11 protein-coding genes and 4 pseudogenes are annotated in these 10,791 nt (G+C 69.0%); 9 read left to right on the plus strand and 6 right to left on the minus strand.

Going from position 1 to position 10,791, the window contains the following annotated elements:
- Positions 1-580: 580 nt before the first annotated feature.
- Positions 581-902 (plus strand): annotated as a pseudogene (locus tag ACWD3E_RS32160) (IS4-like element ISSav1 family transposase); the annotation flags it as partial.
- Positions 899-1,817: pseudogene (locus ACWD3E_RS32165) on the plus strand (AMP-binding enzyme); the annotation flags it as partial. The pseudogenes ACWD3E_RS32160 and ACWD3E_RS32165, both read left to right, overlap by 4 nt.
- 163 nt (positions 1,818-1,980) lie before the next feature.
- On the opposite strand, the gene ACWD3E_RS32170 reads toward ACWD3E_RS32165, so the two are convergent.
- The gene (locus ACWD3E_RS32170) at positions 1,981-2,556 is read right to left on the minus strand and encodes a carboxymuconolactone decarboxylase family protein (protein WP_451391053.1); all 576 of its coding nucleotides are present in this window, start codon (positions 2,554-2,556) and stop codon (positions 1,981-1,983) included.
- A gap of 139 nt (positions 2,557-2,695) precedes the next feature.
- Between ACWD3E_RS32170 and ACWD3E_RS32175 the strand changes: the two genes are divergently transcribed.
- The 4 genes and pseudogenes from ACWD3E_RS32175 to ACWD3E_RS32190 all read left to right on the plus strand — a co-directional run.
- Positions 2,696-2,857, plus strand: a complete 162-nt coding sequence (locus tag ACWD3E_RS32175) for a hypothetical protein (protein ID WP_451391054.1) — start codon at positions 2,696-2,698, stop codon at positions 2,855-2,857.
- Positions 2,858-3,023: 166 nt separating this feature from the next.
- Positions 3,024-3,173 (plus strand): hypothetical protein, encoded by a 150-nt coding sequence (locus tag ACWD3E_RS32180; RefSeq protein WP_451391055.1) that lies wholly within the window; start codon positions 3,024-3,026, stop codon positions 3,171-3,173.
- A gap of 188 nt (positions 3,174-3,361) precedes the next feature.
- Positions 3,362-3,685: an ROK family protein gene (locus ACWD3E_RS32185; RefSeq protein ID WP_451391056.1), complete on the plus strand. Its 324-nt coding sequence runs from the start codon at positions 3,362-3,364 to the stop codon at positions 3,683-3,685.
- Positions 3,673-3,960 (plus strand): annotated as a pseudogene (locus tag ACWD3E_RS32190) (ROK family protein); the annotation flags it as partial. The gene ACWD3E_RS32185 and the pseudogene ACWD3E_RS32190, both read left to right, overlap by 13 nt.
- Here ACWD3E_RS32190 and ACWD3E_RS32195 read toward each other — a convergent pair.
- Positions 3,855-4,298 (minus strand): hypothetical protein, encoded by a 444-nt coding sequence (locus ACWD3E_RS32195; protein WP_451391077.1) that lies wholly within the window; start codon positions 4,296-4,298, stop codon positions 3,855-3,857. The pseudogene ACWD3E_RS32190 and the gene ACWD3E_RS32195 sit on opposite strands and share 106 nt — an antisense overlap.
- 50 nt (positions 4,299-4,348) lie before the next feature.
- Positions 4,349-5,431, minus strand: coding sequence for a GlxA family transcriptional regulator (locus tag ACWD3E_RS32200; protein ID WP_451391057.1), 1,083 nt, complete (start codon positions 5,429-5,431; stop codon positions 4,349-4,351).
- 95 nt (positions 5,432-5,526) lie between these two features.
- Between ACWD3E_RS32200 and ACWD3E_RS32205 the strand changes: the two genes are divergently transcribed.
- Complete coding sequence (locus tag ACWD3E_RS32205; RefSeq protein ID WP_451391058.1) at positions 5,527-6,345, plus strand: dienelactone hydrolase family protein; 819 nt, start codon at positions 5,527-5,529, stop codon at positions 6,343-6,345.
- Positions 6,346-6,526: 181 nt separating this feature from the next.
- Here the strand turns inward: ACWD3E_RS32205 and ACWD3E_RS32210 are convergent.
- Positions 6,527-6,658: pseudogene (locus ACWD3E_RS32210) on the minus strand (IS110 family transposase); the annotation flags it as partial.
- A gap of 260 nt (positions 6,659-6,918) precedes the next feature.
- Between ACWD3E_RS32210 and ACWD3E_RS32215 the strand changes: the two are divergent.
- A complete protein-coding gene (locus tag ACWD3E_RS32215; RefSeq protein WP_451391059.1) occupies positions 6,919-8,115 on the plus strand; it encodes an NAD(P)/FAD-dependent oxidoreductase in 1,197 nt (398 codons plus the stop codon).
- Between the two features lie 266 nt (positions 8,116-8,381).
- Here ACWD3E_RS32215 and ACWD3E_RS32220 read toward each other — a convergent pair whose 3' ends face one another.
- Both ACWD3E_RS32220 and ACWD3E_RS32225 read right to left on the minus strand, forming a co-directional pair.
- On the minus strand, positions 8,382-8,651 hold the full coding sequence (locus ACWD3E_RS32220; RefSeq protein WP_451391060.1) for a hypothetical protein: 270 nt from the start codon (positions 8,649-8,651) through the stop codon (positions 8,382-8,384).
- A 42-nt stretch (positions 8,652-8,693) separates the two neighbouring features.
- Positions 8,694-9,272: a hypothetical protein gene (locus ACWD3E_RS32225; RefSeq protein WP_451391061.1), complete on the minus strand. Its 579-nt coding sequence runs from the start codon at positions 9,270-9,272 to the stop codon at positions 8,694-8,696.
- A 1,023-nt stretch (positions 9,273-10,295) separates the two neighbouring features.
- On the opposite strand from ACWD3E_RS32225, the gene ACWD3E_RS32230 reads away from it, so the two are divergent.
- A partial coding sequence (locus ACWD3E_RS32230) for a transposase (protein WP_451391062.1) occupies positions 10,296-10,791 on the plus strand: 496 nt, incomplete at its 3' end.

Consider the following 10,791-nt stretch of genomic DNA (forward strand, 5'->3'; position numbering starts at 1 on the left):
GCGGCTTGGGGTGATGGGGGTGCAGGCACTGTCCTGAGTGCGGGCGCGGCCCTGTCCTCGGCGAGTCAGAACGGCCGCGAGCGGGGTGATCTGGCCGCGTCCGCCCCAGTGGCCCTCGGAAACCTCGGGGACCTCGGGGACCTCGGTGGGGATCACCCAGATCCGACTGGGATCGCGTGGCCACGCACCGTTCTCGGCGTCGAGGATCGCCTCGGTGACCTTGGCGAACACCCGCCCGCCCGCGCTCATCGAGCTGCCCTTCCGGCGCGGAGGGGACGGCCTTGTAGCGGGGCGCGTCCGCGGGCGCTCCCCCGACGTAGACAGCGGCCGACCGGTGAACGAGCGCCCAGGAAACCGCCCGGGTCGCGTTGAAGGAGCCTGCGAGCAGCCCGTCCAGGTCGTTCTCGAATACGCCGCAGGGCACACCCACCTGCCCCCGGAAGCCATCCACCGCACGCCCGGGCCAGGCGCTCGCTTCCTGAAACCCGCCTGACAGGGACGCCTGTCCCGATTCCCATGTCGAGTTGGCGTACGGCTGGGAAATCCGCCGGCAGCCCGCGAAGCGCAAGAGCGCATCTACGAGACCGGGACGCGGGCCCCGCTCGGCGCGGTCTTCGGGCCGGTCGCGTCGGCCGAGACCGTCCACCCCGAGCAACTCCTGCCGCTGCTGGACGACAGCATGCTGCTGCTGGCGGACCTGGGCTTCGACAGCGACGAGTTCCTGACCAGGAGCGCGACCACCGGCGCACGGCTGCTGGTCCGCCTGAAGGGCCAGCGCACGCCAGCCCGGTGGGCGAGCCTGTCCGACGGGCTCCTACCTCACGCTGGTCCGCCGTGTGCGGTTGCGTGTCATCGACACGCACGCCTCGGTCGCGACGAGCGCCGGGGTACGTGCTGTCGGGTGACCGTTTTCGGCACAAGCCCCCAGTACCTGCTGAGCATGGCCAAGTTCGGCATCGACCCGTCCGGTCACGACCTGTCGTCCGTCCGCATGGTCGGCTGCACCGGCTCCGCCCTGTCGGCCTCCGCCTACCCCTGGGTCCGCGACCACGTGGGCGACCATGTCCTGCTCTCGTCCACCAGCGGCGGCACGGACGTGGTGTCCGCTTCGCCGGCAGCGCGCCCAACACTCCCGTCTGGGCCGGGAGTTGTCCGCCCCCCGCCTCGGCGTGGCCGCATACGACGCCGAAGGCCTCCCAGTCACCGACGAGGTGGGCGGGCTGGTCGTCACCCGCCCCATGCCGTCGATGCCGCTGTACTTCTGGAACGACCCTCATGGCACCCGCTACCGCGACGCCTACTTCTCCTCCTACCCCGGCGTGTGGCGGCACGGCGACTGGATCACGGTCCCGGGTCACGGGTCACGGCTCGATGATCGTCCACGGCCGATCCGACAGCACGCGGAACCGCAACGGCGTACGCCTGGGCAGCGCGGACATTCACGACGTCGTCGAACGCCTTCCCGAAATTGCCAAAGCCCTCGTCATCGGCGCGGAGGAACCTGACGGCGGCTACTGGATGCCCCTGTTGTGGTCCCCGCCGCCGGAGTGAACCTGGACGACGCCCTCCGCGAGAAGATCAAGGAAGCGATCCGCACCGGCGCCTCCCCTCGTCACGTCCCAGACGAGATCCTCGAAGTCCCGGCCATCCCTCACACACGCACCGGCAAGAAACTCGAAGTCCCCGTCAAGCGCCTTCTCCAGGGCACTCCCCCCGAGCAGGTCGTCAACCCCGCCGCCGTGGGCGCCCCCGAAATCGTCGACTACTACGCCCGCCTGGGAGCCGAACGCCGCCGCCGCAGGACCGCCGACGCATGAGAACAGCACAGATCGCCCTCGCCATCGTTCTGGCTCAGGTCTTCCTGCCGCTGCGAAGACCGGGCCGGAGGTCACGAGGCGTTCCGCGCTTGCCGGTTTGCCGCCCTCATCCAGCCGGGCGGCCATCCGCCCATTGCCTTGTGCTGTCCACCCAGGGCGCGACCTACCCCAGGGGGAATCGCGGTGCCCAGTCCTCCAACTCGACCTGGGCGGTGTTGATGACGTAGGAGATCGTCCGGTACCACCCTGCGGTGATCACGAGCTCGAGGATCTGGTCGGGCGAGAACAGCGCGCTCAGGGCGGCGAACAGCTCAGCGCCAACACCGTTCGTCGCGTAAAGCTCGTCGGCGAGGCGGAAGACCAGCGCCTCGTCCTGCGACCACACGGGATCCTCGGCGCTGCCGTGGACGGTGGAGAAGAGCTGGGCATCGGTGAAGCCGAGCGGCTTGGCGAAACCGGCGGCATGTACCCCCCACTCGTACTCCGCGCCGCAGAGTGCGCAGGTGCGGTGGATCATCACCTCGCGCAGCCGCGGCTCGACCCGGCCGTGTCCCAGGATGCCCGCGCCGAGCGGTCGCATACGGGAGGCGAGCTCGTCGTGCACCCCGAAGGTGCGGAAGAGCGCCAGCGGCTCCATTCCGCTGTTGGGCGGCATCCACTTGTCAAGCATGGTCTTTGTGGTCGGGTCGTAGGGGGGCTCCAGCGGTGGGATCCGAGGGCCGGTGGGGGCGTGAGTCATGAACGACACTCCTGACGTCTGCTTCGGAAAACGAAGTGACCATAGCGCTTCGGAAATCGAAGCGCAATCTTGGAGGTTGCCCATGTCCACACCGTTGCCCGGCCGACCAGTGCGGTCATCGCGCACCGGACGGCCGATCATGGCGCTGCTGGACCTGCTCGGACGTCGCTGGATGCTGCGCGTGCTTTGGGAGTTGCGTACGGAGCCGCTCGACTTCCGGGCGCTGCAGGAGGTATGCAACCGGATGTCGTCCAGCGTGCTGCGCGACCGCCTTGCTGACTCGGCGAGGCGGGGCCGGTGACCACCGACGGCGGCGCCGGATATGCGCTGACACGACACGGTCGCCAACTGCTCGACGCACTCGAGCCCCTGGACGCCTGGAAGCGAGACGTGGGCCCACGACATCACCGACACCCGCCCGGCGCCACGCGATGCAGACTGCTCCGAGGGCCGGGCAGGCTGAGCCGGTGTCAGGGCAAAAGGGCAGCCGGTCGTTGGGCGCGGCGTTGACTTTCGCGGCGCCGGGTGATGCTCGCCGCCAGGTGGGGCACGCGGCCGTCGACACGGGCAAGGTCGACGTCGACGACGAACTGGCCCGTCTGCTGAAGGGCGAGTAGGCATGCCCCGTCCCTCACGGCGACGGGGCCCGACATGGGGGATGCGAAGACTAGGGTCATGCTGGCAGACCTCTTGGGCGAGCCGCTTGCCAAGGTGACCCTGCCGGTTCAGCGGTGGGGGCGCCGCTGCGGCCGAGCGCCTCGACGTCGTCAACCGTGCGGCGCTGGCCGTGCTCGAGGACGCGGGAGTGCCTGCGGCATCCGTGCCGGCGGTCTCCGTGGGGGTGGCCGCTCCAGTCAGCCGGGACGGGACGGTGCTGACCGCCGATGACCACTGGCAGATGTTCGACGTCGACCTGCCGACGGCCCTTGCCGACCAGCACGGGTGGCACGTCCTGCTGGAGAACGACGCCAACCTGGCGGCATCAGGCGAGCGGTGGCGCGGAGCAGCCCAGGGCGTTGACGATCTCGCCGTCCTGCTCGCGGGCGACCGGATCGGCGCGGGAGTCTCTTCGAGTCCGGGCGGCTTCTGCACGGCAGCCGGGGCGGCTTTGGTGAGCTGGGCTACGTAGGCCCGCTCGAGGGGGTCGAAGGGCCTTCGGGTCCGGCCACCTTCGCGCGCACATGGGGCAGGGAAGCTGTCCGGTCCGCCGCCGCACCGACCTCACTGAGCGAGATGTACCAGAACTCCCCGGATGACCTCACGGCAGAGATGGTGTCCGCCGCCGCAGCCGGCGGGGATCACGTGGCTCTGAAGATCCTGGACCGGCCGGCCACGTCCATGGCCCGGGTGACCGCATCCCTGAGCATCCTGCTCAACCCGGCAGTGGTGGTCATCGGCGGCGCGGTCGCCGAGTCCGCCGATGCGATCATCCCAGACCTCACAGCCCGGCTGTCGGCGTACGCATCTACTCCCCTACTCCCCCACTGGTTGCCGTCTCGCGACTGGGCGACGCTATCGTCTCGGTCGGAGCCGCCCGGCACGCTCTGGACTACGCCGAGGACCATGCCCTGGACATGCGGCCTGCCGGTACGGACCGTCACGTTACCCGCCGGTAGTTCGTCAAGTGACCCACGCCCGCCGACCAGGTCGGCCTCGGCGGCCGGGTGCAGGTCCATCTCGACCTCCAGGGCCGCCTGCATCAGGTGCTGGGCCAGCTCGGGCGGAATCCCACCCTCACCCATCAGCTTCCGCATCCTTCGTGGAGGTACACACCTGATTCATGGCACTCCCGTCAAGAGGCGTGGGCTGCACGACGGGAGTGGGAGCTGGAGGACGTGAACTGGGTCTGTCCGGGTTCTGGGAGATCAGGGCCGCGTGCGGCGTTGCGGTCCGCTTCGCGATCCGGCCGGCGGAACGTGGCGCGGTAGTCCCGGGGCCGCTGGCCGGTGTGCCGGGCGAAGATGGCGCTGAAGGTGCTCGTGTCCGCGTACCCGACGTCGGCGGCGATGCGCACGATGGTCCTGTCGGTGGTCTCCAGCAGATGACGGGCCCGGCGGACCCGAGCGGACTGCAAGTAGGCGAGCGGGGTCTGACCTGCTTCCTCACCGAAGCGGCGGAGCATGGTTCGGGTGCTCACGTGGAACGCCTCGGCGAGGGCGGACAGGTCGTAGCGTGCCCCGAGGTTCTGGTCGAGCCACCGCTTCACACCGCGTGAGAACTCCCGGCCGACGGCGGGCATTAGTTCCAGGTCGACGTAGGGGGTCTGGGTGGAGCGGGCGTCGTCGACGAGCGCGATGCGTGCGGTGCTGCGGGCGACGCGGGAGCCGTCGTGCTCACGGATCAACTGGAGCGCGAAGTCGTACATGGCGCTGAAGGCGGCGGTCGTCGTCACACCGCGATCGGTGACCACCAGACGCTCGGGGCGCACCTTGACGTGGGCGTATCGACGGGCGAACCGATCCGCGAACAGCCAGGACGTCGTCGCCTCGCGCCCGTCGAGCAGACCGGCCTCGGCGAGGAGGAAGGCGCCGACACAGATCGACACGACAGCGATCCCGGAGGCGGCCTGCGACCGGATCGCCGCTATTTCGGGCTTCAGGTTCGCGAGCGTCGCGTCGAGATCGAGGCTGGGCGACAGCTCGAAACCCGGCACGATCAGGACGTCGACGGGGCGCAGCGCCGTCACCTCGATGGCCGCGCCGCCGGAGGCGACCACCCGCCGCCGGGGCGAGACGACACACACCTCGTAGGGCGGTCGGTCCGACCCGTGCGCCGCCGCGACGTGATTGGCCATGGCCAGCAGGTCGGGGATCCCGAACACCTCCGAGGCGAAGCAGCCGGGATACGCCAGCACACCCAGGCGCAGCGGGTTCATGGTTCCTCCGGCTCCACACGGGGATGGCGAGATCGCCGCACTATGTGGCGATGTCGCCGCTTCTCGTGGGGATACCGTCTCACCACACTCCTCGTATGACAACGATGCGAGCACGGCGCGACGACCCCTTGGACGACTTCTCCCGGAGAGCCGTCAGCGTCGATGGCGTCAGCAAGACCGTGTACGTCGCCGGGACGGGACCCGGCGTCATCCTGATGCCCGAGATGCCGGGCATCAGCCCCGACGTCGCGCGGTTCGCGCGCTGGGTGCGTCATGCCGGCTTCCGCGTGTATCTGCCCTCGCTGTTCGGCGTCGACGGCGCCTACCCGACCACCGAGGCAGGCGAGGCCGTCGTCCGGCGCGCATGTGTCAGCGCCGAGTTCCGAGCGTTCGCCGGGGGCGGCACCAGCCCCGTCGTGGCATGGCTGCGCGGCCTCGCGCGTATCGCGCACGCAGACTGCGGTGGGCCGGGCGTCGGCGCGGTCGGGCTGTGCTTCACCGGCAACTTCGCGCTGACCATGGCCCTCGAACCGGCCGTCATCGCCCCGGTCGTCAACCATCCCTCGCTGCCGCTCGACGACCCCGGAGGGCTGGAGATCGGGGACGAGGACGCGGCGGCCCTGGCCGAACGCATCGAACGAGACGGACTGAAGGTACTCGCGTACCGCTTCGACAACGACAGGTGGTGCACGGGCCAGCGGTTCGCGGCCTACCAAGCGCTGCTCGGCGAAGCGTTCGACGGCCGCGTGCTTCCCGGAGATGCAGCAAACACGAACCCTCCGCCCTTCTTCCGCGACGTCGTCGGCTGTGCCCACAGCGTCGTCACGGCACATCTCGTGGACGAGCAGGGTCATCCGACTACGCGTGCCCGTGACGAGATCATCGCCTTCCTCACGGAGCAGCTCAGAAGATGACGCGCGAGCCCCGCCGGAACACCCTGCTTGAGCCGGCCTGACAAGCCCGCAGGCCATGCCGCGGCCGCCGTCACCCATGTCCCCGCCGAGATGGCCGACCTGGACTTCTCCCACACCGACGCCGCACGACTGACCATCAGCGGATGAGCGCGCCTGCTGGCCCGGGTCACCCCCGGCGAGGGCGCTGCCGGGCGGTTTCGGCGACGACGTGGGCGTCACGTGCGTCGGTCTTGTCCTTACCGCGGTAGGCGCCGGTCATGTGGTTGACCGTGCGGCCGGGCAGCGCGGAGGAAGCCACCCAGTGGTGGCCCATGGCGGCGTCGACGCCAGCCCACACCAAGTCCTGGGCCTGTCGCTTGCCCACTCGCCCCTCTCGTTCCGCACAGCGTGCCGTCGGCCCGAGCAACACCCCGCCGTCACTTCCGCAAACAGCAGACCGCACAAGGCGCGCACATCTCCATCAGCAGCGGCGCCCCGGAGAGCCGGACGGCCACTCCTTCGGAGCCACATCAGGCAAGCCACCATCAGCCACATCCGGCCCTCCCAGGCCACCTGACAACTTACGGAGACACCATGACTGAGAGCACCAACGTGGTCGTGATCGGCGGTGGATACGCCGGCGTCATGGCGGCCAACCGCCTGACGCAGCGCGACGACGTGGCAGTGACTCTGATCAATCCGCGCCCGGTCTTCGTCGAGCGAATCCGCCTGCACCAACTGGTGGGCGGATCCCACGACGCGCTCGTCGACTACACCCAAGTCCTGGGCAACGGCATCCGGCTGGTGGTCGACACAGTGACACGGATCGACGCGTCCGAGCGCAGCGTGACGTTGGCGACCGGGGGCACGGTCGGCTACGACTACCTGGTCTACGCAGTGGGCAGCGGCAGCGCCGACCCGCGCGTGCCGGGAGCGGCCGAGTTCGCCTACCCGATTGCCAGCCTGGAGGAGGCGGAGCGGCTGCGGCCAGTCCTCGGCGCAGCGCCTGCAACGGCCGCGATGACGGTTGTCGGAGCCGGTCCGACCGGCATCGAGACCGCTGCCGAACTGGCAGAGGAGGGCCACGCCGTGACCCTGGTCTGCGGCGAGGTGCTCGGCCCCTACCTTCACCCTCGAGGTCGGCGCTCGGTTGCCAAGCGGCTGGGCAAACTCGGTGTGACCGTGCTCGAAGGCCCCGACGCGAAGGTGACGGCTGTGACTCGCGATGTCGTGCAGCTCGGTGGCGGCCGCGAGCTGCCGAGCAGGGTGACCATCTGGACCGCCGGATTCGGCGTGCCGGACCTGGCCGGCCGCAGCGGACTGAGCACCGATGCCTTGGGCCGTCTGCTCACGGACGAGACGTTGACGAGCGTGGATGACGGGCGCATCGTCGCTGCGGGTGATTCGGCGGCACCGTCGGACCTGCCGTTTCGGATGAGTTGCCAGGCCGCGGTTCCTCTGGGCGCGCATGCCGCCGACACGGTGCTCCGCCGGATGGCGGGTGAGCCACCCGCGCCCATCAGCCTGGGGTTCATCGGCCAGTGCATCAGCCTGGGTCGTCGCGCCGGCATCTTCCAGTTCGCCTACAAGGACGACACCGCGAAGAGGTTCTACCTCGGAGGCCGCCCTGGCGCGAAGCTAAAGGAGTTCATTTGCAAGCACACTGTCAAGCAACTGATGGACGAGGCACGCAAGCCCGGCTCGCACAGCTGGGCCAAGGATGACAAGCGCCGGCAGTTGCTGCAGGCCAAGCGTGGCAAGGCGCCGGCCCCCGCTGAACGGTCAGCCTAGGTGTGCGGCTGCTGAGGCGGCTTCGCGGACCAGGCCCACCTCACCCCGTGGTCACCGCACCTACGGCGGCACCCTGACCGCCTACCGCCGGGCGCTACAGGGAAATCCAGCGGTATCAGAGCGCAGCGGGACTCCGGGTCATTCGGCCGGTTTGATCAGTCGGCCAGCTGGGGGTGACACCGCACCTTCCGCTGGGCCCTCGGCTGTGGCGGACGGGCCGTGGTGGCGTCGGTGCAAGGTGAGGTTCTCGGCATACAGGTATGCGGTCACGGTGGCCAGCGCGTCGAGCCGGCCTGGAAGTCGCGGACCTGCTGGCGGGCCTGGGCAAGCTGGGTGCGCAGAACGGCGATGGTGTCGGTGCGGGTCTTTTCGGCGGGTGTGCTGCGGACAGGGCGGGGGACGTGGATGTTCCATTCGGCGAGGATGGTGGTGGCGCGATGGACGGTGGCGTGGCTGACTCCGGCTTCACGGGCGAGGTTTTCCTTGGTGAGGGCGCCATCGGTGCGCTGGGGCTGCCCGGCCAAAAGGCGGGTCATCGCGGCGCGGAGTTTGGCTTCGGAGGCTGGGGAAACGGCCGTTCACAGGTCCTGGGTGAGGGGCGTGGTGATGGGCTCGACGTCGTCGAGGCGGGCCTGGAGGGCGGCTCGGCGGGCGGGCGGAAGGCGGCGGTCGCGTAGTTGCTGGGTGAGGTCGTGTTGTTCGGCCGGCCAGATCGGGGCGTGGTCCGCGCTGACGGCGGAGTTACGGCAGCGGGCGGGCTGGCAGGCCCCGATGAGCGGGGCACTGTCTTCGCCGTCGGGGAGGTGCTTGGTGCACTCGGCCCATTCCGGCTGCCACAGACAGTGGTTGAGGGTGCCGACGTGCAGCTCGGGCAGTTCGGCGCGGATGAGGCCGGCAGCAGCCCGAGGGTCGGCGGCGAGCGCCCGGAGGCTCGGGGGCGTCCCGTGGGGGTCTCCGGGAACAGGGAGTTGGGCGGCGGCGCGGTCGAGGCCGGCGTGGAGGCGGGCTGCTGCGGGGCCGACGGCGATGGGAGTACCGGTGGTGCGAGTGGTGAGCAGGCCGGTGAGTTTGGCGGCGGCTGCGGTGGCGAGTCTGTCGTCGAACTCTCGCATCCAGGCGCCGTCTGGGGCGGCGTAGGAGTGAGTGGTCGCCACCATGCAGTTCACCGTACGTCGAGCTCGGCCCAGACGGTCTCCATGATTCCACCGGCCGATTGAGCCTCTGACTTGGGCTCGGAACCTCGGCATGGGGGCCGCACGCACACTCCCACGCCGAACTATGTTGTCCCACCACATGTGCGCCTGACCTGCAGGTTTCTACGGTGTCCCGACACATACCCGTCCCCACCGCACACGAGGAAGTGGCGCACATGGCCTCCCCGACCACCGCTCCCCCACCCCCCGCCAGCCTCCCCCGCATCGTCGCCGCCAGCCTCATCGGTACCACCATCGAGTGGTACGACAACTCATTCGATCAGAGCTACGACCTGCGATTTTCCCGCTATTGACCCTCCAAAGTCAGCACCAAACCAGCACCGGGAATCTCGTCCTGGGCGGGGAACGCGAACGCACCCGGCCTGACCCACCTCAACACCCACGACAGGCACCAAGGATGGTCACTCAGAGTAGCGCGCTCTGTCGCGGTAATGAGATGAAGCTGCTGTCTCGCAGCAGCTGCACTTCGACGACTGCTCGCGACCGCCCGTCAGCAGGTCTGCCCCACCTATCGCTGGAAGGAACCGGTTCATCTGGTGACATCGGCTGCTGCCGGACCGGCTCGGCAACGACCACGACGCCTCTCCCGTGGGAGGCGGCGCCAGGGTCCTGCTCGGTGGCTGAAGGGGAACCAAGATCGACCGGTCCAGCGACGAAACGGCTTCTACGCCCGCCGAAGACCGGCTCGAGCCGGCTGAGACAGCCTTTTAGTGAGCGTTTGATTCTGGTATTGGATGGTTCAGGGGGAATTCCAGGAGTCGGATCGAGCGCTCAGCGAAGCGATTCGCCGGAAACACCGCTTCTGCGGCAATCGGCAGAACTGTAGTACGCCGGTTTCCTTGTAAGTGCTCCTGTCTCATTTGGAAATCTACCGGTACGCGCCGTGTCGAGAACGCACGCCCCGGTGCACCCGGCAAACCCGCACACGCCCTGGCCAGACCAGCTGCCACCCCATACGCATCCATCATGCAAACTCCACAGCCCTACCCCAGCGACCTGTCCGACGCCCGCTGGGAACTCATCCGCCCCACTCTCGAAGCGTGGCGCCAGGCCCGCAACGGCATCCGCAAGCCCACCCATGACCTGCGCACCCTGATGAACGCCATCCTCTACGTCGACCGCACCGGCATCCCCTGGCGCTACCTTCCTCACGACTTCCCGCCCCACCAGAGCGTTTACGGCTACTTCGCCCGCTGGGAAGCCGACGGCATCTTCGACCAGCTCACCGGCCTATTACGCGGCAAAGTCCGTCAGGCCGAAGGCCGCACCAGCGAGCCCAGGGCCTGCCTGATCGACAGCCAGAGCATCAAAACCTCCGCCACCGTCCCCCTGACCAGCCAGGGCATCGACCCTGCCAAGAAGATCATCGGGTCGAGTAGCCGGGAGGGATCTCACCTCCCGGCCCTCACAGAACCGTGCGTAACAGTCTCCCGTTACACGGCTCTTGCCGCTCTGATCTCAG

It is taken from the genome of Streptomyces sp. NPDC002676 (assembly GCF_053592455.1).

Coding starts and splice junctions, on each gene's coding strand:
- ACWD3E_RS32170 (WP_451391053.1), bottom strand. CDS start 2,556: ATGACTCACGCCCCCACCGGCCCTCGGATCCCACCGCTGGAGCCCCCC.
- ACWD3E_RS32175 (WP_451391054.1), top strand. CDS start 2,696: ATGGCGCTGCTGGACCTGCTCGGACGTCGCTGGATGCTGCGCGTGCTT.
- ACWD3E_RS32195 (WP_451391077.1), bottom strand. CDS start 4,298: ATGGGTGAGGGTGGGATTCCGCCCGAGCTGGCCCAGCACCTGATGCAG.
- ACWD3E_RS32200 (WP_451391057.1), bottom strand. CDS start 5,431: ATGAACCCGCTGCGCCTGGGTGTGCTGGCGTATCCCGGCTGCTTCGCC.
- ACWD3E_RS32205 (WP_451391058.1), top strand. CDS start 5,527: ATGACAACGATGCGAGCACGGCGCGACGACCCCTTGGACGACTTCTCC.
- ACWD3E_RS32215 (WP_451391059.1), top strand. CDS start 6,919: ATGACTGAGAGCACCAACGTGGTCGTGATCGGCGGTGGATACGCCGGC.
- ACWD3E_RS32220 (WP_451391060.1), bottom strand. CDS start 8,651: ATGACCCGCCTTTTGGCCGGGCAGCCCCAGCGCACCGATGGCGCCCTC.
- ACWD3E_RS32225 (WP_451391061.1), bottom strand. CDS start 9,272: ATGGTGGCGACCACTCACTCCTACGCCGCCCCAGACGGCGCCTGGATG.